This window comes from Actinomadura formosensis NBRC 14204, assembly GCF_001552155.1.
In the GTDB taxonomy this organism is placed as follows: Bacteria; Actinomycetota; Actinomycetes; order Streptosporangiales; family Streptosporangiaceae; genus Spirillospora; species Spirillospora formosensis.
In genome coordinates this window covers 15,942-41,848 of sequence record NZ_BCQQ01000055.1, presented here as the reverse complement: position 1 = coordinate 41,848, position 25,907 = coordinate 15,942, and the positions used below count along the sequence as shown (strand labels likewise).

Below are 25,907 nucleotides of genomic sequence, written 5' to 3'. Positions count from 1 at the left end.
CCCCGCTGCCGGCCCGGGCGCTGGCCGGCGACGGCGCGGGAGCGCTGCCGGCCGGCCCGGTCACCGCCGGCTCGGGCGCCCTCGGCATCCCGCTCGCGGGGCGGCCGAAGCCCGCCGGGGCCGCCTCCGACGACGAGCTGAGCCCGTACACACCGGCCGAGGTGGCGGCCTGGTACCGCCGCCTGGCCGGCCTGATCAAGAAGAAGCAGAGCGACTCGCTCTCCGCCCTGATGCTGCTGCACTGGCTGGACGGCAAGGGGGCCAAGCTGACGTTCCCGCACGCCCGGGTGGAGAAGCTGAGCTTCGTCGTCGAGCACCTGCGCAGCGAGGTCCGGCCGATCCTGCTGACCGAGCGCAAGGCCAAGCTCAAGGGCGGCGACAAGTGGGTCGGGGTGCTGCCCCGGATCAAGAAGATGCCGGGCTTCCCGGCCTGGGACGGCACCTCCCCCATCCCGATGGAGTTCACCGGGCAGTCGGTCAGCGTTCCGCTGAGCGTGCAGGCCAAGGCCGCCCTGGGCCTGGCCGATCCCGACGAACTGGACGTGCTGATGTCCCTGCACACGTTCGGCCTGAAGTCGAACGTCGTCGTGACGGCCACCCCCGTCCCGAAGTCCGCCGACTACACGGTCAAGTTCACGTCCTGGAAGACCCACGCCTTCGACCGCTACGACTGGGACCCGACCAAGCACCTCACCGTGCCCAACCCGGACTTCGGCAACCCGGACAAGGTGGCGGACCCGATCGCGCCGGCGCAGGAGAAGATCCGGGTCTACCACAGCAACGCCAAGCGCGTGGAGGCCGCCGGCCTCGCCGCACCCTACGACGCGGAGTCCACCGAGTGGACGCCGGCGGACCCGGACACGGTCAAGGACGCGGTCGTCGACGCGGCACGTTCCCTCACCTGACCACCATCACGCGGAAGGGGAAAGAGCAGGTCACGGTTGGGATGGAGGCAGTTCGCACACCGATCGCGGGGGTAGGCGGCGCCGAGGAAGGGGTATCGGGCCGGCCGGTACCACGCCCTTCGGGGGAAGGACGTTGTGCGATGTCTCAAGCGAGCCCGACCAGCACGATTCGATCATCCGATCCGGTTCTCCCGCCGCGACGGCGCCCCGGACCGCGGATGGCGGCGCCCGCGGCGGCCCTGGTGGCCATGGCCGCCGCGGTCACCGCATGCGGCGGGGGAGGCGGAGGAACGGCCGGCCAGTCGACGACGCCGAAAACGTCGGCCCCCACCGGCGGCACCGCGTCCAGCGAAACGATCAAGACGGCGACCGTGGGGAAACTGGGGCAGGTCCTGGTCGACGGCGAGGGCCGGACGGTCTACCTGTTCGAGAAGGACACGGGAGGCAAGTCCTCCTGCTCCGGAGCGTGCGCGGGGGTGTGGCCGCCGGTCACCACCGGCGCCAAGCCGAAGGCGGGCTCGGGGGCGAACGCGTCGCTGCTGGGCACCACCAGCAGGAGCGACGGCACGACGGAGGTCACCTACGCCGGGCATCCGCTGTACTACTACGCGCCCGACGGCACCACCAGCGGCAGCGCCAAGGGCGAGGGTCTCAACCAGTTCGGCGCCGCGTGGTACGTGGTGTCCTCGTCCGGCAACAAGGTCCAAATGGGCGGCTACTGACATGCGCCGCCCTCGGCCGTCCCGGCTCCCGGGGGTGCTGTCCGGGATCCTGGTGGTGGTGTTGCCGGTCACCGGTTGCACGACCGCGACGAACTCGCTGCATCCCGGCCGCACGCAGATCCGCTCGGCCCAGTCACCGCTCGGAGAGATCCTGGTGAACGGCAGAGGACGCACCCTGTACCTGTTCGTCGCCGACCCGCCGAACCTGTCGGCCTGTTCCGGTGCGTGCGCGAGCATCTGGCCCCCGGCGACCACCCAGGGCCCGCCGAGCGCGGCCGGTGCGGCGCAGGCGGCCCAGATCTCCACGATCGCCCGCTCCAGCGGGCCTCGGCAACTGGTCTACGCGGGCCACCCGCTGTACTACTACCAAGGCGATACCGGGAGCGGCGAAACCCGCGGCCAGGGACTCACCCAGTTCGGCGCCGAATGGTACGCCGTCTCGCCGCAGGGACAGCAGGTCCAGACGAAGGCGGGCTCGGACGGCGGCTCCCGATCTCGGACACGCCGTGATCGCCGTGCGTGACACGTTGCGCCACGTGGGCGTGCTCCTGCTGTTCGGCATCGGCGCGGTCCATCTGTACGTGTACTTCGCCGACCACTACAGCGTCATCCCCATCATCGGTCCGCTGTTCCTGGTGAACTTCGCCGGCGCGGTGCTGCTGGGACTCCTGCTGGCGATCCCGCTGGAGTCCCTTCCCCTGGTCGGGTCCATAACGGTCGCCGGCCGGACGCCGCACGCGTTCGTGGCACTCGGAGCGATCCTGTTCGCGCTCGGCACGATCATCGGCCTGCTGATCAGCGAGGCCGGCACGCTGTTCGGCTTCCACGAATACGGCTACCGCACGGTCATCGTGCTCACGCTCGGCCTGGAGTTCGCCGTCATCGTCGTGCTCGGGGGCTTTCTGGCGCTCGAAACACGCCGGATGCGAACGCGGCCGGCCCGCTGAGCGGGACCGCGGCCGAGGACGCGCCGCCCCTGCCGTGAGGAACGGGATTCGCGCGCAAGATCACTGGTCCGGCCGGTGCTCCGGGGGCCCCGCGGACATGAGGGTTTCGAGCAGGGTGGCGGGCGCCGTCCGGCGGCCGGCCGCGAGCGCGGCGGCGAAGGCCGCCTCGCCGAGCCGGGAGCGGAGCGCGAGTCCCAGCCGGCTGTCACCCGGACCGCCGCGGCCGTCGGGCGTCGCGGCGCCCAGCAACTCGGCGGACCGGGCCGCGGATCCGGCGGCGTGCTCGGTCTCGGCGAGCAGCCGCAGGCCGGTGACGATGAGGTGGTGGTCCTTGATGGCGATCGCGATGCTCGCGCCCTCAAGGAAATGGCGTCGCGCGTGCCGGTGGCGGCCGTGCGAGGAGGCCGCGCGGCCGAGCCCCAGAAGGCAGTGGGCCGCGCAGCGGAGATCTCCGATGCGGCGGAACTCCGGGAGGAGGTCGGTGAGAAGCGCCGTTGCCGCCTCCTGGTCGTTCCGGTGCCGGGCCAGGCCGGCGCGGTGGAGTTGGGCGTGGAGGCGTTCGTGGTCGTTTCCGGTGCGCAGGGCGAGGTCGAGCGCCTCGTCCAGGCATGCCTCGGCCTCTGCCAGGCGGACCTCGTCGCGGATCAGCCGGCCCGCGAGATGGTTGAGGCAGTTGGCGCGTTTCACGTGGTCGCCCAGCCGTCCGAACAGGGCCGCCGCGGCGCGCTGCCGGTCCACCGCGGTCGCGGTGCCGGCCGTCATGATGCCGCGCAGGGACAGCGCCAGTGCGTGATGCCAGTCATCGCCCAGCCGCGCGAAGACCGCGGCGGCGCCGTCGAGGGCCCGGGCCGCTTCGGCGTGATCGCGCCGGTGGGTGGCCGCGCAGCCCGTCGCCAAGGCGGCCAACGCGTGTTCCTCCTCGGTCGCCGCGCGCTCCGCCGCCCGGCCGGCCAGCTCCAGCGCTTTGTCGGTGTCCTGGTAGCAGAGCAGAAAGCAGGAGGTGACCGCGGCGCGGACGCCCGCCGGGCCCTCCGGGAGCGGGCGGTCCAGCAGCGTGTCCAGCCAGGTGAACAGTTCGCCGCGTGCCCCGAGCGTCTCCCATCCGGTGCCGACTCCGGCGATGAAGGCCCAGGCCGCGGTGGTGTCGTCGGAGTCGAGGGCGCGTCCTACGGCGGCCCTCAGATCGGTCCAGCGGTCGGTGAACCAGCGCAGGGCCGCCGCCTGGTTCCCTCCCCGCAGCGCGGGGACGATCGACACGGCGTGCGTCAGATGGTGGCGGGTGTGCCGGTCGAGGATCTGCTCGTGCTCCCGCCGTTCGGCCAGCCTGTGGCGGGCGAACTGGCGGACGCTGTCGAGCAGGCGGTACCGCGTGGTCCCGCCGTGCCGGCGGATGGAGATCATCGAGCGGTCCAGCAGGCGCGGGAAGACCCGGGTGAGGCCGGCGCCGCCGAGCGGAGGGGCGGCCAGCACCTTCACCGCGGTGTCGTAGTCGAACTCGCCGGGGAACACCGAGCAGCGGTCGAGCAGGAGACGTTCGTCGTCGTCCAGGAGGTCGTAGCTCCACCGCAGGGCCTCCTCCAGGGTGCGGTGGCGGTTGGGACGCGGCCCGCCGGTCAGCAGCGCGAAGCGGTCGTCGAGGAGGCGTAGCAGTTCGGCGGGTGAGGCGAACCGGGTGCGGGCGGCGGCGAGTTCGATGGCCAGCGGCAGCCCGTCCAGGCGCCGGCAGATCATCGCGAGCACGGCCGCGTCCGCCGGCGTGGTGGTGCGGCCGGGTGCGACGGCGGCGGCGCGGTCGGTGAACAGCCGGACGGCGGCGCAGCCCAGGATCTCGGCGGAATCGGCGGTCTCGCCCGGAACCGGCAGCGGCGCAAGCCGGTAGACGGCCTCGCCGCTCACGCCCAGCGGACCATGGCTGGTCGCCAGCACCCGCACGCCGTCGGTCGCCGCCAGCAGATCGGCCAGCAGGGCCGCGACGGCGTCGGCGACATGTTCGCAGTTGTCGACCAGCAGCCAGTGCGGGCGTGCCCGGATCGCGGTGATGATCTGCCGGCCGAGGGTCCTGCCGTCGCCGCCCGCGCCGAGGGCGTCGGCGAACGCCCGGTCGACCTGCCCGCCCGGCGGGACCGAGGCCAGATCGACCAGGACCGCGGGAGGCAGCCCGGCGGCCTCGTGGGCCAGGCGCAGGGCGAGGCGTGTCTTCCCGATGCCCGCGGGCCCGGTCACGGTCACCATGCGGTCACCGGCGACCAGCCCGGCGAGGTCGCGGAGCTCACGCTCCCTGCCGACGAACGACGACAGCGGCCTGGGCAGGGTGTGCACCCGGCGCCGGAACCGTGCCGCGTCCTCGACCAGGTCCCGCCTGGCCGCGTGGCCGAGCTTGCGCAGCAGGGACGACACGTGGCTCTCCACGGTCCGCTCCGACAGCCCGAGCCGGTCGGCGATCTCCCGGTTCGTCAGCCGCTCGCTGACCAGCCAGAAGACCTCCGCCTCCCGCCTGGTGACTCCGGCGTCCCGCAACGGCCCCGGCATCGCGGCGTCTTCCATGACGCGATCGTCCCCCAGAAAGATTCCGTACTGAGCACGGATGCGCTCGCTTCGAGAAGGAAGTGTGATGGTCGGGAACCCGAGGAAAGGACCGACGATGGCAACCTCCGTCACCGATATGATCGCCCACGCTCGCACGCAGGTTCGGAACCTGTCGGCCGCGGAGGTGACCGCGGCCCTGGAGTCCGGCACCGTGACCATGATCGATCTGCGTGAACCCGGCGAGGTCACCCGCGACGGCGGCATTCCGGGTGCCGTGCTCGCTCCGCGGGGGATGCTCGAGTTCTGGGCCGATCCGGCCAGTCCCTACCATCGGCCCGAGTTCGCTCCCGCCGTCACGACCGTCCTGTACTGCGCATCGGGCGGCCGTTCAGCGCTCGCCGCCCTTGCGCTGCAGGAACTCGGCTACACCGACGTCGCCCACCTCGATGGGGGCATCAAGGCATGGAAGGAGCGCGGCCTTCCCGTGACCTTCCAGGCGGAGGACGACCCTCGGTGACGGGACACGCACTCGGCGAGAAGTTCGCTCAGGCCCTTGCCGCCAAGGACCGCGCCACCCTGCGCGCCCTGCTCGCCGACCGGGTCGACTTCAAGGCCCTCACCCCCGGAACCCACTGGGACGCCGACAGCCCCGGCGAGGTCGTCGACCGGATCATTCTCGGACACTGGTTCGAACGGGACGACGAGATCGAACGTCTCCTGCACGTCGCCACCGCCCGCATGGGCGACCGCGAACACCTCGCCTACCGCTTGCAGGTCCGTACCGGATCCGCCCGTTATCTGGTCGAACAGCAGGCCTACTACAGCGTCGCCGACGAGCGGATCGTATGGATGCGCATCCTGTGCTCTGGTTTCCGGCCCATTCAGGCCGGGGACCCGGGCCAGCCTGATCTCTGACGACGGCCCCGGGCCGCGAGACCGCTTACGGTGCCGTCAACGGCTCGGGGGCCGGGGAGCGGCGGCTACCGCGGAGCCCTGCCAGGGGACGGTGATCACCATTATCCCCGGACGGAAAAGGAGCCTTGCCTCCAGGCGCAGTGCGCTCTGGTTGTGGAGCAGCTGTTCCCACCAGTGGCCCACCACGTATTCGGGGATGAACACCGCCACCAGGTCGCGGGGGCTTTTGCGGCGGATTCCCGCCACATAGGACAGGACCGGGCCCGTTATGTCGCGGTAGGGGGAGTCGAGCACGGTGAGTGTCACCGGGATCTCGCGCTCCGCCCATTCTCGTTCCAGGGCCTCGGTCTCCCCGGCGGAGGTGCGGACCGTCACCGCCGTCAGGGTGCTCGGGCGTGTGGCGCGGGCGTAGGCCAGGGCCCGGAGTGCGGGGGTCTGGAGTCTGGACACCAGGACGACGGCGTGGACCCTGCTGGGGAGGGCCATGGCGTCGCCGGTGGGCTGGAGTTCGGCGGTTATCCGGCCGTAGTGGCGGTGGATGCCCTTCATCATCAGGAAGATCAGCGGCATCGCGATCACCACGATCCACGCGCCGTGCCGGAACTTGGTGACCAGGACGATGATCAGCACCAGGCCGGTGGCGGCGGCGCCGACCGCGTTGATCGCCCGGGCCCGGTGGATGCGGCGCCTGTCCTCGGGCGGTGCCGTGCGCAGTTCGCGGTTCCAGTGCCGGATCATCCCCGTCTGGCTGAGCGTGAACGAGACGAAGACGCCGATGATGTAGAGCTGGATCAGCCTCGTCGTGCTGGCACTGAACACCCAGATCAGGATTCCCGCGAGGAGCGCCAGGATGATGATGCCGTTGCTGAAGACCAGCCGGTCGCCGCGGCGGGCGAACTGCCGCGGCAGGTAGCCGTCCTGGCCGAGGATGGACGCGAGGATGGGGAAGCCGTTGTAGGCCGTGTTCGCCGCCAGCACGAGGATCGCCGCGGTGAACCCGGCCACCAGGTAGAACAGGAACGAGCCGCTGCCGGTGACCGCCGCCGCGACCTGGGTGATGACCGTCTTCTGCTGGTATCCGGGGGGTGTGCCGGTCAGCCGCGCGCCGACCCGCACGCGGGATTCGATGGCGAGCACGGTGATGCCGGCGAACATCGTGACGGTCAGCGCACCCATGATCGTCAGGGTGGCGGCGGCGTTGCGGGACTTCGGCGGTTTGAAGCTCGGGACGCCGTTGCTGACCGCCTCCACGCCGGTCAGGGCGGTGCAGCCCTGCGAGAAGGCCCGCAGTATCAGGGCGGCGCCCAGCAGGCCGGTCGTGCCGTGGGTCGCGGCGATGCCGAAGTGGGCCGATTCGGCCCGGGGCGTGCCGCCGGTGGCCAGGCTCAGCGCGCCCCAGATGATCACGATGAAGACCACGACCGCGAAACCGTAGGTGGGGATCGCGAAGATCGTCCCGGACTGCTTGATCCCGCGCAGGTTCAGCAGCGCCAGCAGCGCCACCCCGGCGAGGGAGATCTGCACGGCGTAGGGGCCGAGCGCCGGCATCGCCGAGATGACGTTGGCGACGCCGGCCGCCACCGAGACCGCGACGGTGAGGACGTAGTCGACCAGCAGCGCGCTCGCGGCGGTGAGCGAGGCGTTCACCCCGAGGTTGGCGCGGCTCACCGTGTAGGCGCCGCCGCCGCTCGGGTAGGCGTGGCAGGTCTGCCGGTAGGACAGGATGACGACCACCAGCAGGACGATCACCGCCAGCGCCACCCAGGGGGCCAGGTGGATCAGCGCGAGCCCGCCCAGGCTCAGCCCGAGCAGGATCTCCTCGGTCGCGTACGCGTTGGACGAGAGCAGGTCGCTGCAGAACACCGGAAGCGCCAGCTTCTTCGGCAGCAGGGTCTCCCCCATCCGCTCGCTGCGCAGCGGACGTCCCAGGAGGAGGCGTTTCGGTGTCGCCAGGCGATGGGGCACAGTCCCATGGGACAGGCTCGTGCCGGCCGATCCCAGCTGCGTTGACCGGTTCTTGGGGACCCCGCGAACGATATTGGCCGGCTCTTAACGCGGGAGGTTCGGTCAGGCGGAGCGGACGGCCCTGATGGATTCCTTCAGCGAGCCGACGGTGGCCATGACCGCCGTCGGCTCGTAGCCGCAGTGGGCCATGCAGTTGGCGCAGCGCGGGTCGCGGCCACGGCCGTAGGAGTCCCAGTCGGTCTCGTCCAGGAGTTCCCCGTAGGTCCGCGCGTAGCCGTCCGACATCAGGTAGCAGGGACGCTGCCAGCCGAAGAGGGAGTAGGACGGGATCGCCCAGGCCGTGCACGGGAAGTCGGCCTTGCCCTCCAGGAAGTCCAGGAACAGCGGGGAGTGGTTGAGCCGCCAGCGTTTGCGGTTCCCGTCCGCGAACGCCTTGCGGAACAGCTCCCGGGTCTCCTGGACGCCGAGGAAGTGCTCCTGGTCGGGCGCCTTGTCGTAGGCGTACCCCGGCGAGATCATCATTTCGCCGACCTGCAGATCGTCGTTGAGGTAGTTCATGACGTCGATGACGGTCTGCGGGGTGTCGGTGTTGAAGAACGTCGTGTTGGTGGTGACGCGGAATCCGCGCCGCCGGCATTCCCTGATGGCGGCGACGGCGTCGTCGAAGACGCCTTCCTTGCAGACGGACGCGTCGTGGCGTTCCTTCAGGCCGTCGATGTGGACCGTCCACGCGAAGTACGGCGACGGCCTGAACTTGTCGATCTTCTTGGGGATGAGCAGCGCGTTCGTGCACAGGAAGACGAACTTCCTGCGCTTGACGAGTTCGTCCACGATCTCGTGGATCTGCGGGTGCATGAGCGGCTCACCGCCCGCGATGGACACCATCGGGGCGCCGCACTCCTCGACGGCGGCGACCGCCTGCTCGACCGGCATCCGCTTCTTCAGGATGTCGGCGGGATGCTGGATCTTCCCGCAGCCCGCGCAGGACAGGTTGCACGCGAACAGCGGTTCCAGCTCCACGATGAGCGGGAACTTCTCCCTGCCGCGCAGCTTGTTGCGGAGGATATGGGCGCCGATGCGGATGCTCTGGCGGAGCGGCATGCTCATGGTGTTCGAACCTCCTTGGGCAGGGTGAATTCGGTCGTCTCCACCGTGACCGCGTGTTCCTTGATGTCGACCGGGCCGAGGCCGCGCAGGGCGTCGACGACCGCGTCACGTGGCACCCCGCAGGTAGCGGCCCAGGGCGCTGATCGGGAACACCAGCCGGTAGAGGTGGTAGTTGATGTAGAAGTCGCCGGGGAATCCGGTGCCGGTGAACTGGTCCTCGTCCCACGTCCCGTCCGGGCGCTGGCTGCGGACCAGCCACCGGACGCCGGCCTCGACCGCGCCGGAGCGTTCACCGGCGGCGAGCAGCGCCAGCAGTGCCCAGGCCGTCTGGGACGCGGTCGACTCGCCCCGCCCGATCCACGCCGGGTCGTCGTAGGAGCGCAGGTCCTCACCCCAGCCGCCGTCGGGGTTCTGGTGCTCCTCCAGCCAGGCCACGGCGCGGCGGATCGCGGGCTTGCCGGGGCGGACGCCGGCGGCGATGAGCGCGGGCACGGCACTGCCCGTCCCGTAGATGTGGTTGGCGCCCCAGCGGCCGAACCAGGAGCCGTCCGCCTCCTGCGCCTTCAGCAGCCACACGACGGCGCGTTTGACGACGGCCGTCTCCGCGAGGCCCTCCTTGGCGAGCGCTTCGACGACATGGGCGGTGACGTCGGCGGACGGCGGGTCGATGACGGCGCCGAAGTCGCAGAACGGCAGCTTGGTGCACAGTTCGCGGGTGTTGTCGGCGTCGAAGGCCGCAAAGCCGCCGTCCCGCGAGGCCATGCCGGTCAGCCAGCGGACGGCGCGCTCGATCGGCGCCGCCGCCTCCGGCAGGGCCACCCGGCGCAGCGCCATGATCGCCTCGGCGGTGTCGTCGGTGTCGGGATAGATGTCGTTGTCGAACTCGAACGCCCAGCCGCCGGGCGGGACGTCCGGCCGCCGCACCGACCAGTCCCCCAGCCCTCTCACCTCCTCCCGCACCACCCAGCGCGCGGCCCGCAGCAGCGCGGGATGGTCGGGGGCGGCCCCGGCGTCGGCGAGCGCGATCATGGCGAGGACGGTGTCCCAGACCGGCGACTGGCACGCCTCCAGCCGGCGGCCCCTCTCGTCCCGGATCGTGAACCGTTCGAGCCCGGCCAGCCCGCGCTTGATGACCGGGTGGTCAAGGTCGTAGCCGAGGACGTTGAGCGCCATCAGCGAGTACACCCAGGGCGGCTGGATGCCGCCCCAGCAGCCGTCCGCCTCCTGCCGCGCGATGATCCAGTCGGCGGCGCGGCGCAGCGCGGCGGTGCGCAGCGGGCGCACCGGGCGCTTGCCGTACACGTGCAGGACGCGGTCGAGCGCGTTGAACACCCGCCCCCAGCCCTTCGCGTCCGCCGCCGGGGCGCCGCCGCCGCGCAGTTCCGCCAGGTCGAACGGCAGCGCCCGGACGGGACGCAGCGACCCGAGGATGGTCAGCGGGACGATCGTCTGCCGCGCCCAGCACGCCCAGTCGTACACGTTCAGCGGAACCCGGCTCGGCAGGAACATCAGCTCCGGCGGCATGACCGGCAGGTCGTCCCACGACCACTGGCCGAACAGTGCCAGCCAGACCCGGGTGAACACCCGGCTGCCCTCGATGCCGCCCGCGTCCCGCACGTACCCGGCGGCCCTGCGCATGTGGCCCGCGTCCACCGGGTCCCCGGCGAGCCGGAGCGCGACGTACGCCTCGATCGTCGTGGACAGGTCGGCGGGGCCGCCGTGGAAGTTCGCCCACGTCCCGTCGGCGCGCTGCCGCGAGCGGATCCAGCGGGCCGCGTCCGCGGTGTCGGCGGCGGAGCGGATGCCGAGGAACTGGCGGAGCAGCAGGTCCTCGGCGTCCATCGTGACGTTGGTCTCCAGTTCGGCCTTCCACCAGCCCTCGGGCGCCTGCATGCCGAGCAGGTGGTCGCGGGCCGCCTCGACGGCGGCGGCCGCCGCGCCGGTGAGTCCCGGTACTTCGGTCGTGGTCATTCGGCGCTCTCCTTCTCGCGCGGTGCCGGGACCGGTCAGTGGTCCCGGGAGGTGACGAAGAGGGCGATGTCGCGGAACTCGGCGGCGACCCGGTCGTCCATCCCGGAGTGGTCGAGGTGGCGCTCGGCGGACGCGATGCGGCGGTCGGCCTCGGCCGCGGCCCAGTCCCGTCCGCCGGCCGCCTCGACCAGCCGCGCCATCTCCCGCAGGACGTCCTCGGACGGCTGCTCCGCCCGGCCGTACAGGTCGGCGAGGCGCGCGGAGTCAGGCGTGCCGGCGTTCAGCGCGTACACCACCGGCAGCGACTTCTTCCGGGCCCGCAGATCGGACAGGACGGGCTTGCCGGTCGTCTCCGGCCTGCCCCAGATGCCGAGAAGGTCGTCCACGAGCTGGAACGCGAGGCCCATCTCGGCGCCGAACCCGGTCAGGTCGGTGACGAGCCGGGTCGGCCCCTCGCCGAGCATCGCGCCGATCGAGCAGGCGCAGGCGATCAGCGCGCCCGTCTTGTCGGCGGCCATGGTGAGGCACTCCTCCAGCGACACGTCGTCGCGCTGCTCGAACCCGAGGTCGAGCGCCTGCCCCGAGATGAGCCGCTGGGTGGCGGCGGCCAGGGCGCGCGCCGCCCAGTGCGCGCCCCGCGAGTGCTGGTCGAGCAGCAGTTCCTCGGCCAGCGCGAGCAGCGCGTCACCGCCGAGGATCGCGGCGGACGGGCCGAACACCGTCCACGCGGCGGGACGGTGCCGGCGGGTCCGGTCGCCGTCCATGATGTCGTCGTGCAGCAGCGAGAACGCGTGCACGAACTCGACGGCGACCGCGCCGGGCAGCGCCGTCTCGCAGGGCGCCCCGGCGGCCCGCGCGGACAGCAGCGCCAGCGCGGGACGCAGCGCCTTGCCGCCCGCCTGGGCCGGGCGGCCGTTCTCGTCGGTCCAGCCGAGGTGGTAGGCGACGACGCGGCGGGTCCACGGGTCGAGCCGGTCGGCCGAGGTCCGCATCGCCTGGTCGACGAGCACGCGCCCGTCGGTGATCGGGGTCGGGACGGTGGTCATCGGCCGCTCACCTCGTCCGTGGTCTTCTCCCGCAGGTGCCGCCGGACGAGGCGGGCGGCGGTGAGGCCGCTGCGCACGGCTCCCTCCATCGTGTCGGGCCAGCCCGTGTCCGTCCACGCGCCGGCGAGGAAGAGCCATGGCAGCCGGGTCGCGGACGCGGGGCGCAGCGCGCCGCTGCCGGGGCTCTGACGGAATGTGGCGTGCCGTTCCCGCGTCACGAAGAAGTCGGTGACGCGGGCCCGGCGGGCGGCCGGGAACAGCCGCTCCAGCGCGGCGAGGTACACCGCGCGCAGTTCGGCGGTGGGCGTGTCGATCCAGCGGTCGGCCGCCGAGACCGAGACCGCGAGATACTGGCCGCCGCCGGTCAGGCCGCTCACCCGCGTGCGGTCGAACACCCACTGGACGGGCGAGCCGATCGCCGCGACGAACGGCTCGTCCAGGACAGGCCGGTCATAGACGACATGGATGTTGACGATGGGGCTGGAGCCGAGACCGTCCCATGACGCCCGGCCGGGGGACGCCTCCGCTGGGACGAGCGACGACGCCGCCCGGTGCGGGACCGCGACCACGACGGCGTCCGCGGCCACCGGGGAGCCGTTCACGACGAGCTTCGGCCCCGCGTCGATCGCCGTCACCTTCGCGCCCAGCTCGATCCGCCCGCCGGCCCGCTCGATCCTCGCCGCGGCGAGGGTGCCGTGCAGGTCGCCGAGCGGGATCGCGGGCACGCCGATGTCGGCGGCGTCCGGGCGGCGAAGCAGCGCGATCTGGCAGACCATCGCCGCGGGGCCGAGCGCGGCGTCGTCCAGCCGGATGTTGAGCGCGGCCGTGACGAACAGGTCCCAGAGCGCGTCCCGGGCCTGCCGCCGCTGGCCGCGGCCGGCGAGCCAGCCGCCCATGGTGCGGCCGTCGAGCGCCGGGTCGTCCGGGTCGAGCCGGTCGAGCGCCAGCGACGCGCGGACGGCGCGCAACCGGTCGGCGGGCGAGAGCAGCCGGTAGCCCGCGAGTGCGGGCAGCAGGTGCAGCGGCCCCGGGGCGCCCGCGCGGCGCAGCCGCCCGCCGGGGCCGTCCGGGGTGAGGACGCGGACGTCGAAGCGGTCCTGGACGCGGACCCGGTCCAGCGCGCCCAGCCGGGCCAGCAGCCCCCGGTACGCCGCGCAGCACTTCAGGAAGATGTGCTGCCCGTTGTCGACCGTCAGCCCGCCGCGGCTGAAGGAGTGGGTGGCGCCGCCGAGCCGGGGCCGCGCCTCGTAGATCGTCGCCCGCACCCCCGTCTCCTGGAGCGCCAGCGCGGTCGTGATCCCGGCGAGACCGCCGCCGACGATGGCGACGTCCCCGGAGGGGCCGGCGGCGCCGCTCATCGGTGGACCCCCGCCAGCGCCATCGCCGACACGGCGGCCTTCTCCCAGACCGGCAGGGAGGTGCGGGTGGCGAGCGCGGCCGGCGGGTCGGCCCTGATGCGTTTCAGCAGACGCCGGTAGATGCCCGCCATGGCCCCCGCGCACGCGGCGCTGCGCCGGTCCAGCATGGGCAGCAGTTCGAGCCCGGTCTCGTACCATTCGTCCGCGCGGTCCGCCTCGAACCGGACGAGCCCCGCCAGCCGCCCGGGGTCGTCGGTCAGCCGGCCCGCCCCGTCCCGGCCCAGCGTGCACCCGAACCGGGCGAGGTCCTTGGCGGGCAGGTAGACGCGGCCGCTCAGCCCGTCCTCCCGCACGTCCCGCAGGATGTTCGTCAGCTGCAGCGCGACGCCGAGGGCGTCCGCGCGGGGGACGGCCGTCTCCGGGTCGGACGTGCCGAACACGCCTAACGACAGCCGGCCGACGGCACCGGCGACGCACCGGCAGTACCAGAGCAGGTCGTCGAAGGTGTCGTAGGCCGCGCCGCGGACGTCGGCCTCGCACCCGTCGATCAGCTCGCCGAACGCCTCCAGCGGGATCGGGAAGCGGCGCGCGGCGTCCGACAGCGCGACGAGCACCGGGTCGGCCGGGTGGGCGCCGGCGTCGGCGAGGCGTTCGCGCTCGTCCGCCAGCCTCGCCAGCCGGCCGGCGGGCGGCGCGCCGTGGTCGTCGCCGATGTCGTCGATGCGGCGGGCGAACGCGTAGACGGCGCTGAGCGCACGCCGCTTGGGCGCGGGAAGCAGCCGGATCCCGTACGAGAAGTTGCGCGCCTGCGAACGGACGACGTTCTCACAGTGCCCGTAGGCGCCGAGTGCGTCCATCTGGACTGCTCATCTCCTTCCCAGTGTCCGCGACCACTCGGCCAGCAGCCGCGCCTTCCTCGGACGTGACGGGCTCCCGAGGACGTCGTAGGCGCCGCGCTCCAGGGCGGCGAGGGCGCTGCGGCCACCCGCGATGTATCCGGCGACGGCGACCCGGGCGAAACCCCGGAGGCTTGCGGTGAGCGCGGCGCCCTCGTCCAGCAGCCGGCCCGCGCGCCCGGCCTGGAGGGCCACGACGCCGCGCAGCCGGGTGGGGGTGGCCGCGGCGGTCAGGTCGTCCTCGGTGCAGCCGAACCGCCGCAGGTCGTCGCCCGGCAGGTAGACGCGCCCGTTGCGGTGGTCCTCGCCGACGTCCTGGCAGTGCTCGATGATCTGCAGGGCGGTGCACACCTTGTCCGACAGCCGGAACCGGTCGGGGGTGGCGGCGCCGAACACGTGCAGGACGATGTGCCCGACCGGGTCGGCGGAGTACGCGCAGTACTCGACCAGGTCGTCGAAGGTCGCGTACCGGGTGACCTCCTGGTCGCGGCGGTTCGCCTCCAGCAGGCGGCGGAACGGCTCCGCCGGGATGCGGCACGCGTCGATGGTGCGCGCCAGGTCGCGCATGACGGGCAGTTCCGGGCGGGTGCTCGCGTACACCCGGTCGAGGTCGCGTTCGACCAGGTCGAGCAGGTCGGCGCGGTCCCCCGGCGGCGCCTCGTCCCCGATGTCGTCGACCAGCCGGGCATAGCCGTACACGTTCAGCAGGTGCTCGCGGTGGCGCACGGGGAGCAGCCGGGTGGCCACCGGGAAGTTCTCCCGGGCCTGCAGTTCGATCCGGGTGCGGCGTTCCTCGGTCTCGTTCCACAAACGCTCGCTGACGGACATGGCGTTCCTTCGAGGCGGCGGCGGCGCGGGACGTTCATTGATGCCCGATAACCGGGCGCCCGCCCGGTAAACATGGCCATCATGAGGCCCCTGTGGCGTACGTCCCCGAACCGCCGCGAGAAACCTCCCAAGAATCCGCTGTTCCGGAAGATAGGCCGGAAGTGGTCAGCTGGGAATGCGTGATCGACACGGCCGGCGAGCACCGCCGGCCGGCACATTTCCCCGGTTCTGATCATGGACCGGTTCCGGGCCGGTGCGGACGGGTCAGGGTCAGTAGGTGGTAAGCATTCCGGCAAGGATCCGCGGGGTGCGCTCGGGCGGCGCGGCCTCGGTGACCAGTGTGTTGAACACATGCCAGTGCCATTCGATCTCCGCGCGCCGCCCCGGGTAGACGGCGCCGTTGGCGCGTTCTAGGTACACCATGTCGGGCAGGCCCTGCTGCGGAAACCGGATGAGGGTGAGCGGCCCGTCCCCCGCGGCCCGCCCGCAGATCCCGAACGGCGCGATCTGGACGGTGACGTTCGGCCGCCCGCACAGCTCGATGATGTGCCGGATCTGGCCGCGCATCGTCTCCGCGCCGCCGATGGGACGCCACAGCGCCTGCTCGTCCAGCACGACCCACAGGTTGAGCGGACGCGGCCGGCGGCGCAGCACCCGCTGGCGCCGCATCCGGAACTCCACCCGCCGCTCGACCTGCGGCTCGGGGTTGACGCGGCGGATCAGCGCGCGGGCGTAGGCCTCGGTCTGCAGCAGGCCGGGCACGAACTGGGCCTCGAACGTGCGGACCAGCTTGGCCGCCTGCTCGGCGCTCAGGTAGGGACGCACCCAGGCGGGGACGATGTCGCCGTCGTCGTGCCACCAGGCGCGCGTGGCCGTCTGCTCGGCGAGGGCGAGGAGGGTCGTGCGCTCGTCGTCGGCGCCGTAGCGGGTCAGCAGCGCGGCTATGTCGCGCGGCCTGCTCGCGGAGCGGCCCAGTTCCAGCCGGGTGATCTTGGACGCCGATCCGCCGATCGTGCGGGCCGCCTCCCGCCGGGAGAGCCCGCGCCGTTCGCGCAGTTCGCGGAGCCGCCTGCCCAGCAGCATCCGGGGGACGAGCGGGTCCCCGTGCGCGCGTGTCGACTGCCTGCTGCCGGTGATCGTGACGGAGGCCAACGGGACTCCTCGTCGAGGGATCGGCGTGGAAGGGATCGGCGTGAGATAACGACCGATTTCACTATATCTTCACGCGCTGCGCTGAGGAGGAGACGGTGCGCTACCTTACTTCCGCGTCAGGGTTTGCGCGCCACCCCGCACAGCGTCGGAAGATCTTCGACGTCGATCGAGTCCACCTCGGGGCGCCACGCGCCGCCCGTCACGATCCCGGGCTCCTCGATCTCCAGGTCGTCGAAGTAGCCGCGGATGAACTCGGGGCTGCGCAGCCGGAACGGGATGGCGCCCGTCGCGTCGTACGCGCGCTGCGCCGCGTTGAACGCCTCATTGGCGTCGGTGGAGTCGTGCAGGACGAGGTAGCTGCCCGACGCCAGCGGCTCCATCAGCCCGCGGACGACGCCGAGCGCCTCGTCGGGGTCCACGATGTGCCCCATGACCGCGATCAGCATCAGCCCGACCGGCTGCGACAGGTCGAGGACCTCCGACGCCCCGTCCATGATCGATTTGGGGTCGTGCAGGTCGGCGCCGATGTAGGCCGTCCCGCCCGCGGGGGTGCCCGTCATCAGCGCGCGGGCGTGCGCGAGGACGAGCGGGTCGTTGTCGACGTAGACGACCCGCGCGCCGGGGGCGGCGCGCTGGGCCATCTCGTGGGTGTTGTCGACGGTCGGGAGCCCGGTCCCGCAGTCCATGAACTGGCGGATTCCGCGTTCGAGCGCCAGATGGCGGATCGCGCGGTCCATGAAGTAGCGGCCTTCCCGAGCAATCTCCACGATTCCGGGGTACAGCGCGACATACTCATCGCCGGCCACCCGGTCGACCTCGTAGTTGTCGGTCCCGCCGAGCCAGTAGTTCCAGATCCGCGCCGACTGCGGAACGTCCGTATTGATCTTTACTTCCGCCCCTTGCTCCGGGCCTTCAGCGGTGTTCGTCATCGGTCGGGCGCTCCTTCCGGGAGTCCGGCGCCGTATCTCGGCATGCGTCCTGCAAACCTAGACCCACCCCTCCCGGAGTGACCAGGAGTGACCAGAAACCCGAAATTCGGCCCTGTCCGCCTTACCATTCAGGGCATCGATTAAAGCGCCGGCCAACCGGCCGTCATTCGCGACAATTATCTCATTTCCGGCATCAGTTTCGTCCGTCCGGAAAACCGGGCCGGCGGAAGCCGGGGCGACGCGGGTCAGCGGGCCGCCCATACCGCGATCGCCAGGGCCACCCGGTCCTCGAAGCTGAGCGGGTCCTTGCCGGTCAGGGACTCGATGCGGGCCAGCCGGTGGCGGAGGGTGTTCGGGTGCAGGAACAGGGCGCGGGACGTCGCGCCCACGGCACCGCCCATGTCGAGGAAGGTGCGGAGCGTCTCGACCAGGCGGGTGCCGTGCACGTTGTCGTACTCGTTCAGCGGGCGGGCGATCTGCTCGACGAACGGGGCCAGCTGTTCCTGGTCGAGGCGGCCGAGCAGCGCCTGGAAGGTGGCGAGGTCGGAGGCGTGCACGACGCCGCCGGCACGGCGCGCGGCGTCCAGCGCGGCAAGGCTCTCGTTGAGGGAGACCGGCAGGTGGCCGAGAGGACCGGGGCTGCCGACGCCGGCGGGCTCGGTCCAGGCGTGCGCGTCGTTGGTGATGAGGAGCGCTGTGTCGCCGTCCAGGCCGAGGATGCCCGGCAGTTCCTCATCGCCGGCGTCCATCGCGATCACCAGCAGCGACTCGGGGTCGAGCCCGGCGTCGTCGATCCGCTCGCGGAGCACCTCGGCGGACGCGAGGCCCTGCCGGATCATGCGCAGCAGGCGCCCGGTCTCCTCCCGTTCGTGCCGTTCGTCGCGGGTGAACGCGACCCGCTCGGCGAACCACTCGGTGAAGCCGAGGAACGGCACCTCGGGCGGCACCTCCAGCAGCGGCAGGCCGAGCCGGTCGCAGGATTCCCGCAGCGCCTCCGGCACCTCGGCGGCCACGTCCCCGACGCCGAAGCCGATCGCGCTCGCCCGGCCGGCCCGCACCGACTCGGCGAACGCGGCGCACGCGCCCGGATCCCGCAGCGACGCGCCGACCGTCAGGACGATCTCGTAGCCGCGCAGGTAGGGGCCGGGGTCGAGCAGTTCGGTGGAGTGCGCCCAGCGGACCTGCCGGTCGAGGCCCCGCTCGCCCGCGACCAGCCGCAACCGGAAGCGCGGCACCTCGATGAACTGCCGGACGGTGAGGTGCGGCGGCGCGGGCTCGCTGGTCACAGCCTCAGCCTCTCACCCCGGCCACACCCCGGCGCGGGGATGCCCCGGGGCCGTGACCGTGTTTTGGCAGAACCGTACGTTGGAGAAGGGCACAACCGCCCGGGCGCGGCGCGGTGCGATCGGCCAACAAATCACCCGCCCCCTTGTCACCTCGGGTTACGCGGGGTTTGCCTGGGAGCTTCGGAGCGATTCGGGGTGGTCAGATGGGCGGGCGAGTCGCCCTCGTCGCCGGCGCGGCGGGCGGGATCGGCGCCGCGATAGTGCGTGAGCTGGCCGGGCGCGGCTGGCGGACGGCCGGTCTCGACCTCGGCCCGGTGCCGGACGCCGATCACGCGGTGGGCGTGGACGTGTCGGTCCCGGAGCAGGTGCACGCCGCGGTCCGGCGGATCGAGCGGGAGCTCGGGCCGGTCGAGGCGGCGCTGTGCGCGGCGGGGCACTACACGATCGTCCCGGTGTCCGACATCGCCTGGTCCGACTGGACGCGGATGCTGCGGGTGCATCTGGGCGGCGTGGTGAACGTGTGCAGGGCCGTGACACCGGGAATGGTGGAACGCCGGCGGGGCGCCGTGGTCGCGATCACCTCCGGCCTGGCCATCGGCGGCGGGGAGGCCGAGGCGCACTACACGGCGGCGAAGGGCGCGGTGATCGGGCTCGTCCGGTCGCTGGCGGCGGAGCTGGCACCGTCCGGCGTGCGGGTGAACGCGGTGGCACCCGGCCCGACCGACACGTCGCTGCTGCCGTCCGACTCGCCGTGGCGCCGGCCCTCCTTCCTGCAGACGCTGCCGACCGCGCGGCTGACGTCCCCGGAGGAGGTCGCGCTCATCTCCGCCTATCTGGTTGAGGAGGCGACGTTCTGCGTCGGGGAGATCCTGTCGCCCAACGCGGGAGCGGTGATCTGATGACGGTCGCGCTGGTCACCGGGGCGGGCGGCGGCCTCGGCACGGCGGTCGCGCGGCGGCTGGCGGCGGGCGGTCACCATGTCGCGCTCAACGACCGTCCCGACCGGGACGTGACGGCGCTCGCCCGCGAACTGGGCGGCATCGCCGCACCCGCCGACGTCGCCGATCCGGTGGCGGTCACCGCGATGGTCGAGGACGTCGAGCAGCGGACGGGCTCGCACATCGCGATCCTCGTCGCCGCCGCCTCGCACATCAGCTGCGGCACCTTCGGCGAGCACGACCTGGACGACTGGTGGCGGGTCATCGACGTCGACCTCGGCGGGGCGTTCGCGTGCGCGCAGGCCGTCATGCCGGGGATGGTGGAGCGCGGCGGCGGCCGGATGGTGCTGGTCGCGGCGGAATGCGGGCTCACCGGAGAGGCGGGGGCGAGCGCCTGCTCGGCCGCCAAGGCCGGGATCGTGGCGCTGACCAAGTCGCTCGGCCGGGAACTGGCGCCGCTCGGCATCGCGGTGAACGCCGTCGCGCCGAGCGTGATCGACACGCCGCAACTGGAGGCCAGGGCGCAGGCCGCCGGGGTGACGGCGGAGGAGCTCCGGGCCCGGGAGACCGCGCGGGTGCCGCTGGGCCGCATCGCGACGCCCGAGGAGATCGCGGCGGCGGTCGCGTTCCTCACCGATGAGCGGCTCCCGACGCTCGTCGGGCAGATCCTGCTCAGCAACGGCGGAACGCTCCGCTCCCGCGCCTGACCCGGATGGCTCAGCCGGGAAGGGCCGCCACCGAACGTCCGACATCCTCCGCGAGGACGGCGAAGAGATGCAGCGGCAGTTCCATCAGCGATCGTCCCAGCAGTTCCGGACGGCTCACGGACGCCTCGATCACGGCCCGGCTTTCGCTTTTGGTGAGCGTACGCCCGGCCTCCTTCTGGAGTTTGATGAGCCCTTCCCGCCAGGAATTGCCGAGCTTTCCGTGAGCGCGCGCGTACATGTACCCGAGGACGCGCTCGGTGCCCGTCCACCCGTCCGGCCGCGCCTTTTCCGCGAGGACGAGGGCCTGGTCGGGTCCGGGTGTGCTGCGCAGCAGCCGGACGATCCGGTACCCGGGTCCGATGAGCCGGGCGAACTCCCGCTGGCCCGCGGCGTCCTTGAGGAGGGGAAGGTCGCTGCGGCAGACGAGCCCGGCCCGGCGCGAGTTCGCGGCCAGCAGCGCCCGGACGGCCGACGCGCCGAATCCCGGATACAGGTTGACCAGCGTCGTCCCGTGATCCTGCAGGTTCCGGGGCAGGGGCGAGCCCAGGAAGGCGGGCAGTGAGAGGCGGTGGCCGGGGGCGTCCGCGGGCCAGCCGTCGCCGACGAGCAGGGTCCCCTCCCCCGGGTCGCCGCCGAGTTCGAGAATCCGTGCGGCGGCCTCGCGTTCCAGGCCGCCGGTCGCCTCCACCGCCTGGGACCCGTGCGTGTACAGGGCGGCCCGGGAATCGACGGCCCGGACCGCACCGGCCGTCCGCCGGGTGGGGCGCAGCACGTACAGCGCGGCGGCGCTGCCGATGGCCTGCGCGCCCACATACCGGTTGAACGCCGGCAGAACCGCCTCGTAGACGAGGTGGAGCGGGCCGAGCGCCTGCTGGACGGCGAGCCCGAGCGCCGGCTGCCGCTCGCCGAACCCGTAGGCCAGCAGAACCCGGCCGTTGCGATGATCCCCCATGCCCTGGAGGCCGCGGGCGACGAAGAGCCGAACGCCTTCCGGGGTGTACGGCGGGTCGGTGAACACCAGACCGCACGACTCCCGCAGCACGGCGGGCAGCCCCAGCCGCAGGTCGGCGAAGTGGCAGCGCACGTCCCAGCCCCGGCGCCCGGCCTCGGTGTCGATGAACGCGAGCAGCCGCTCGTCGATGTCCACCACGCTCGCCCGCAGGCCGGGCGCGCCCCCGGCGAGGAACAGGCCGAGCGAGGTCAGGTCGTGGTCGCCGGCGAAGAGGACGTGCGCGCCGGTCAGGTCGAAGCCGCCGAGCATGAGCCGGGCCCGTTTGACGACGGTCTCGGCGGTGGCGGGCACGTGGTCGAGCGCCTGCACCGGCGCCGGCGCCGCGTCGATCAGCCGGGCCATCTCGGCGATGACGTCCGGGTCACCGGCGAGTCCGGCCCACGGGTCCCGGACACCGAACGGCTCCCCCGCACCGAAAACGCCGCCGTACTTCCCGGCGTGACGTCCGGCGATGCGTTTTCCGTCTCCGGACGATTCGAGATCCGGCTCCAATGCCCGGAAGACCGCCTCGACCGTACGCCGCGATGTCCCGGTCCGGGAGACGACCTCCTCGATCGAGCGGAATTCCCCGGCCGCCAGCAGCCGGCCGATCTGGTCGACGCGCACGGCATCGATCCCGAAGTCGTCCCGCAATTCCCGGAGGGCCTCCAGCGGATTCTCCGGCCGGGGCCGCTCGCCATTCGTCATGTGTGGTCTACTTCGCTCGGCGGGACGGGTTGCCCACCGATCCTATGAGCCCCGCCCGGAGGCGTTGCGGTACTCGCGCGGGCTCATCCCGCCGGAGCTTTCTCCCGGAACGCCGCCCGTCCCCCGGGGTGGGTGCGGGGACGGGCGGCGAGCGGGGTCCCGGAGGGGGCCGCCGCGCGGGTCCGGGGGCCTCGGCGCGGACGGTCGACCGGCGTCTTCGCCCGGCTCAGGCTCCGCTCACGCGGGTCAGACCTCCTCGTACTCCTCCTCGCGCTCCTTGGCGTTCTTGGAGGTCGTCTTGCCACTCCTGGAGTTCTTGGAGGTGCCGGACGACGACTTGGAGTTCTGCGGCCGGCCGTTCTTCCCCTCGTCCTCCACGGCCTCCTCGTGCGTCCGGACGACCTCGCTGTCGCGGATCTCGCCGCGCCAGCCCTCGATCTCGTCCGCGCGGGTGAGCGACTGCGTCATCACGTAGCGGCGGAAGTGCTTGAGTTCGAGGCGGGCCCGGCGGCCCTGCGCGCGCCAGAGGTTCCCGGTCCGCTCGAAGAAGCCCTGGGGGTGGTATTCGAGGACGACCAGGACTCGGGTCAGGTTCGGGGCCAGCTCGTGGAAGCTGACCGTCCCGTCCACGTGCCCCTTCGGCCCCTTCGAGCGCCACACGATGTGGTCGTCGGGGACCTGCTCGATGATCGTCGACTCCCACGTCCGGGCGGACCAGAAGATCTTCGCCTTCCAGTTCAGCTTGGTCTCGTCGGCCTGGTCGACGCTGACGACCTTCTTCATGAAGGACGGGTAGTCCTGGAACTGCGTCCACTGGTCGTAGACGAGACGGCGCGGCGCACCGATGTCGATGTGCTCGACGATGTTGGTGACCTTCACCTTCTTGCCGCCGCCCTGGCCGCCCTTCTTGTCCTTGCCTTCCCTGCCGCCGGGCAGGGCGCCGCCGACGGTGTCCTTGAGCTGGCTCAGCACGCCGCCCTGGCCGTTGCTCTTCGCGTTCTCGCCCTCGGCCTTCTCGGTCTTCTTGGCCTCGGTCTTCTTGGCCTCGTTCTTCTCGGGGGCCTTGGTCTGCTCGTCCGTCTCGGACGAGTCCTGCTCGCCGCCGCGTCCGGTGAGGACCCGGCTCGCCGCGACGGCCGCGCCCGCGCCGAGCAGGACGCCGCCCGCGGTGCCGATGGCCCGCCCGCCCGGCAGGCTCTTGGGGAGATTCTTGGAGATGCGCCCCAGGTCGGGCATGCGCTGACGGCGCCCGCCGGGGAGATGCTTCGTGATCTGTCCGATGGGCGTCCTGCCCATCAGGGTTCCGCGTGCCATGTGCTTCTACCTCACTAGGGGTTGGGGGGTTCTACTCGGGGGTTGCGACGACCTCGCCGCCGCGGATCTCGCCGCGCCAGCCCTCGACCTCGCCGGGGGCGATGAGCGACCGCGTCATCACGTGACGGCGGAAGTGCTTGAGTTCGAGGCGGGCCCGGCGGCCCTGCGCCCGCCAGAGGTTCCCGGTCCGCTCGAAGAAGCCCTGGGGGTGGTACTCCAGGACGAGCAGGACGCGGGTCAGGTTCGGGGCCAGCTCATGGAAGCTGACGGCCCCGTCCACGTGGCCCTTCGGCCCCTTCGAGCGCCACACGATGTGCTCGTCGGGGATCTGCTCGGTGATGGTCGACTCCCACGTCCGGCTGGACCAGAAGATCTTCGCCTTCCAGTTCAGCTTCGCGTCGGACGCCTGGTCGACGCTGACGACCTTCTTCATGAAGGACGGGTAGTCCTGGAACCGCGTCCACTGGTCGTAGACGAGACGGCGCGGCGCACCCACGTCGATCTGCTCGACGATGTTGGTCGGCTTTCCCCTCCGTCCCCGTCCGAAGATGCCGGCGAGGGTCTCCTTCAGCGCCGTCCACCCGAAGCTCAGCAGCGCGCGGAACGGGGACTTGCCCTCCCGCAGCGCCTTGACGCCGGCCACCGCGGCCCGGCCGAGCGGTCCCGCCTGCTCGGCCTTCGCGACGAGACTCCGGGTCTCGCGCTCCAGCCGCCGCTCGAACCGGGTGACGAGCCCGCCGAGGACGCGGCGGCCGAGGCGCCGGGCCGACAGGGCCGCCACGGCCCCGCCCGCGCCGGCCGCCGTGCCGAGGGCCGCGCCGGTCCGCGTTTTCATGTCCTGTCCACCTCGTCGTCCACTCGGGTACTGCGCCGGGTTACCCGGTCAAGAGGCGGCAAAACAGGACACGGCACAATGACAAAGCAGGTGGGCACGGCCAACCGCGGCAGAACGCGCCCTGATCATGGGCTGTGAGAACGCCGGTTAGGCCGTCTCGACGAGCTTGGCGAGGTTCTCCAGCGCCATCCGCGTTCCGGTCTCGTTGTCGGCGGCGGGCACGCCGTCGGGGATGCCCTCGTGCACGACGAGGACGTCGGTGCCGCCGTCCGCCTCGGTGAGGGTGGTGGTCATCGTCATCTCGCCCCGCAGGCCGGGCTCCGCGGTCTCGAACTCGAAGACCTCGACCACCTGCGCGTCCGGCACGAGCTTCACGAAGCGGCCGTGGTAGGTGTCGGTGTGCGCCGCCGACTTCCCGGTCCCGGCCGGCGCGTCATAGGTGAGCGAGATCCGGAACGAGCCGCCTTCCCGCGGATCGAACTCGTGCACCCGGCTGCTCATGCCGTCCGGCACCCGCCACTTCGCGAGCGCGTCCGCATCGAGAAGCGCCCGGTAGACGACCGAAGGCCGGGCCCGCACATGCCGAGAAACCCGGGTCGAATGCACACGCCCACCTTACGCCGCGCCAAAAACACCCCACCCACTTGGAGGTCGGCACCTGCAGTCCAGGGGGCTTGGGGCGGCGGGTCAGCCGACTATGCGCTGGATGAAGAAGACGACGAGGGACGCCATGATGCCGGTCACGTACTGCAACAGCGTGGCGGTCTTGACCGGCAGTCGGCGCAGCGTCCGAAAATGGGCGTAAGCCTGGAATGCGCCGCCCAGGTCCTGGGATAGCAGGAGGTGTCCCGGCGGTCGGTGCGTCTGTGCCATCAGCGGGTCCACGATCGTGTCGATATGGCGCCTGACCAGATGGGCCAGCGTGATGTAGGGCTGGACGCCGACGTATAAGGCCGTGACGACCGCGAGAACGGGGAAGCCGACGAAGAATGCCTGCATGAGCGCGCCTGGGTGCTCACCGGTCACGGCCACGGTCGACAGTTCGGCGATGAGAACGCCCAACGCCGTGCTGACCGCGACGCGTCCGTAGACCCGGCACAACTGGACGACGGCGGGGGTGTGCGCGGGGTCCATCCACGCCATCTGCAGGTCCCGGCACCGGTGCAACCGCAGGGGAACCTCGGCGAGCGTGTAGAGCCAGTAGAGGACGCCGCCCCCGATGAATCCCGTCCAGGCGCAGCACACGTAGATCCATGCGCTGACCGCCACCGAGCCGGTGTGCTGGTGCGACATCGCGTAGACGATGAGTACCGCGAGGCTCACCCTGGCGGCCCCGGCGGCCAGTTGCGGTGTCCGGCCGCAGCGCGTGTGAAGCCAGTGGAGGAACTCCCGCCGCTCGGCCGATGCGGCCAAGAGGTCGGTGACGCTCTCGGCGAGGACCGCCGTCCAGCGCCAGGCGATCCAGCCGACGGCCAGCATCAGGGCGGACGTGACGGTGGCGGAGAACGCGAGCAGGGCACCGGTGGTGCCGCGCAGCGGATTGTCCTCCACCATCCCGCCGGCGGCCAGGGCGAGCAGGTAGGGCCAGCCCGCCATGACCAGCACCGAGGATGCCGCCGTGAGCGGCGTGATCGGACCGGGCAGGATCCGGGCGATCGACCGTGCCAGCACGACCACCACGACGCGCGTCCGTCCCCGCTCGGCGAACCGGTGCAGTTCCCCGGCCGTCTCGGCGTCCCGCAGCCGGCGCCTGTCCATCGCGGCCAGCCGGCTCAGGACATCGGCCTGCACACCGCTCTGCGTGGCCTGGGTATCCCCTGTCGGCTGCACATCCATGGCCGTCCACCTCGCCCGTCGCCCA

General features: G+C 72.1%; 24 protein-coding genes. 8 read left to right on the top strand and 16 right to left on the bottom strand.

Annotated features, from left to right (window positions below):
• The 4 genes from AF1_RS35165 to AF1_RS16340 all read left to right on the top strand — a co-directional run.
• The coding region (locus AF1_RS35165; protein ID WP_217999825.1) for a hypothetical protein at positions 1-905 on the top strand (905 nt) is incomplete at its 5' end.
• A 218-nt stretch (positions 906-1,123) separates the two neighbouring features.
• Positions 1,124-1,627, top strand: coding sequence for a COG4315 family predicted lipoprotein (locus tag AF1_RS16350; RefSeq protein WP_084263001.1), 504 nt, complete (start codon positions 1,124-1,126; stop codon positions 1,625-1,627).
• Between the two features lies 1 nt (position 1,628).
• A complete protein-coding gene (locus AF1_RS16345) occupies positions 1,629-2,150 on the top strand; it encodes a COG4315 family predicted lipoprotein (RefSeq protein WP_067799219.1) in 522 nt (173 codons plus the stop codon).
• Positions 2,143-2,574 carry a hypothetical protein gene (locus AF1_RS16340; RefSeq protein WP_131732626.1) on the top strand — a complete coding sequence of 144 codons (432 nt, stop codon included), beginning with the start codon at positions 2,143-2,145 and terminating at the stop codon, positions 2,572-2,574. Before AF1_RS16345 ends, AF1_RS16340 begins: the two co-directional genes overlap by 8 nt.
• 60 nt (positions 2,575-2,634) lie before the next feature.
• Here AF1_RS16340 and AF1_RS16335 read toward each other — a convergent pair whose 3' ends face one another.
• Positions 2,635-5,118: an ATP-binding protein gene (locus AF1_RS16335; RefSeq protein ID WP_067799213.1), complete on the bottom strand. Its 2,484-nt coding sequence runs from the start codon at positions 5,116-5,118 to the stop codon at positions 2,635-2,637.
• Between the two features lie 67 nt (positions 5,119-5,185).
• On the opposite strand from AF1_RS16335, the gene AF1_RS16330 reads away from it, so the two are divergent.
• Both AF1_RS16330 and AF1_RS16325 read left to right on the top strand, forming a co-directional pair.
• Entirely contained in the window at positions 5,186-5,617 is a 432-nt protein-coding gene (locus AF1_RS16330; protein ID WP_207394043.1) for a rhodanese-like domain-containing protein, read from the top strand.
• Positions 5,614-6,015, top strand: coding sequence for a hypothetical protein (locus AF1_RS16325; protein ID WP_067799207.1), 402 nt, complete (start codon positions 5,614-5,616; stop codon positions 6,013-6,015). The genes AF1_RS16330 and AF1_RS16325 overlap by 4 nt, the downstream gene beginning before the upstream one ends.
• 36 nt (positions 6,016-6,051) lie before the next feature.
• Here the strand turns inward: AF1_RS16325 and AF1_RS16320 are convergent, their stop codons facing one another.
• From AF1_RS16320 to AF1_RS16275, 10 genes are all read right to left on the bottom strand, one after another.
• Entirely contained in the window at positions 6,052-7,980 is a 1,929-nt protein-coding gene (locus tag AF1_RS16320; RefSeq protein WP_207394042.1) for an APC family permease, read from the bottom strand.
• Positions 7,981-8,082: 102 nt separating this feature from the next.
• Positions 8,083-9,087: an adenosyl-hopene transferase HpnH gene (hpnH, locus tag AF1_RS16315; RefSeq protein ID WP_067799201.1), complete on the bottom strand. Its 1,005-nt coding sequence runs from the start codon at positions 9,085-9,087 to the stop codon at positions 8,083-8,085.
• Positions 9,088-9,192: 105 nt separating this feature from the next.
• On the bottom strand, positions 9,193-11,058 hold the full coding sequence (gene shc, locus AF1_RS16310; RefSeq protein WP_067799199.1) for a squalene--hopene cyclase: 1,866 nt from the start codon (positions 11,056-11,058) through the stop codon (positions 9,193-9,195).
• A gap of 35 nt (positions 11,059-11,093) precedes the next feature.
• Entirely contained in the window at positions 11,094-12,104 is a 1,011-nt protein-coding gene (locus AF1_RS16305) for a polyprenyl synthetase family protein (RefSeq protein ID WP_067799196.1), read from the bottom strand.
• A complete protein-coding gene (gene hpnE / locus AF1_RS16300) occupies positions 12,101-13,462 on the bottom strand; it encodes a hydroxysqualene dehydroxylase HpnE (protein ID WP_067799193.1) in 1,362 nt (453 codons plus the stop codon). The genes AF1_RS16305 and hpnE overlap by 4 nt, the downstream gene beginning before the upstream one ends.
• Positions 13,459-14,319 carry a presqualene diphosphate synthase HpnD gene (gene hpnD / locus AF1_RS16295; protein ID WP_067799190.1) on the bottom strand — a complete coding sequence of 287 codons (861 nt, stop codon included), beginning with the start codon at positions 14,317-14,319 and terminating at the stop codon, positions 13,459-13,461. Before hpnD ends, hpnE begins: the two co-directional genes overlap by 4 nt.
• 9 nt (positions 14,320-14,328) lie before the next feature.
• Positions 14,329-15,186, bottom strand: a complete 858-nt coding sequence (gene hpnC / locus AF1_RS16290; protein WP_067799187.1) for a squalene synthase HpnC — start codon at positions 15,184-15,186, stop codon at positions 14,329-14,331.
• 270 nt (positions 15,187-15,456) lie between these two features.
• Positions 15,457-16,338, bottom strand: coding sequence for a DUF5753 domain-containing protein (locus AF1_RS16285; RefSeq protein ID WP_242608807.1), 882 nt, complete (start codon positions 16,336-16,338; stop codon positions 15,457-15,459).
• A gap of 116 nt (positions 16,339-16,454) precedes the next feature.
• Entirely contained in the window at positions 16,455-17,267 is an 813-nt protein-coding gene (locus tag AF1_RS16280; protein WP_067799184.1) for an SAM-dependent methyltransferase, read from the bottom strand.
• Between the two features lie 245 nt (positions 17,268-17,512).
• On the bottom strand, positions 17,513-18,553 hold the full coding sequence (locus tag AF1_RS16275; protein WP_067799181.1) for a PucR family transcriptional regulator: 1,041 nt from the start codon (positions 18,551-18,553) through the stop codon (positions 17,513-17,515).
• A gap of 203 nt (positions 18,554-18,756) precedes the next feature.
• On the opposite strand from AF1_RS16275, the gene AF1_RS16270 reads away from it, so the two are divergent.
• Together AF1_RS16270 and AF1_RS16265 are read left to right on the top strand one after the other, a co-directional pair.
• Positions 18,757-19,452 carry an SDR family NAD(P)-dependent oxidoreductase gene (locus AF1_RS16270; RefSeq protein WP_067799178.1) on the top strand — a complete coding sequence of 232 codons (696 nt, stop codon included), beginning with the start codon at positions 18,757-18,759 and terminating at the stop codon, positions 19,450-19,452.
• Positions 19,452-20,198: an SDR family NAD(P)-dependent oxidoreductase gene (locus AF1_RS16265; protein WP_067799174.1), complete on the top strand. Its 747-nt coding sequence runs from the start codon at positions 19,452-19,454 to the stop codon at positions 20,196-20,198. Before AF1_RS16270 ends, AF1_RS16265 begins: the two co-directional genes overlap by 1 nt.
• 10 nt (positions 20,199-20,208) lie before the next feature.
• Here the strand turns inward: AF1_RS16265 and AF1_RS16260 are convergent, their stop codons facing one another.
• From AF1_RS16260 to AF1_RS16240, 5 genes are all read right to left on the bottom strand, one after another.
• On the bottom strand, positions 20,209-21,897 hold the full coding sequence (locus tag AF1_RS16260; protein ID WP_067799171.1) for a bis-aminopropyl spermidine synthase family protein: 1,689 nt from the start codon (positions 21,895-21,897) through the stop codon (positions 20,209-20,211).
• A 246-nt stretch (positions 21,898-22,143) separates the two neighbouring features.
• Complete coding sequence (locus AF1_RS16255) at positions 22,144-23,211, bottom strand: SRPBCC family protein (protein ID WP_067799168.1); 1,068 nt, start codon at positions 23,209-23,211, stop codon at positions 22,144-22,146.
• A gap of 31 nt (positions 23,212-23,242) precedes the next feature.
• Positions 23,243-24,046: an SRPBCC family protein gene (locus AF1_RS16250; RefSeq protein ID WP_067799165.1), complete on the bottom strand. Its 804-nt coding sequence runs from the start codon at positions 24,044-24,046 to the stop codon at positions 23,243-23,245.
• A 147-nt stretch (positions 24,047-24,193) separates the two neighbouring features.
• Positions 24,194-24,652: an SRPBCC domain-containing protein gene (locus AF1_RS16245; RefSeq protein WP_067799162.1), complete on the bottom strand. Its 459-nt coding sequence runs from the start codon at positions 24,650-24,652 to the stop codon at positions 24,194-24,196.
• Between the two features lie 81 nt (positions 24,653-24,733).
• Complete coding sequence (locus AF1_RS16240) at positions 24,734-25,882, bottom strand: hypothetical protein (protein ID WP_157419212.1); 1,149 nt, start codon at positions 25,880-25,882, stop codon at positions 24,734-24,736.
• Positions 25,883-25,907: the final 25 nt, after the last annotated feature.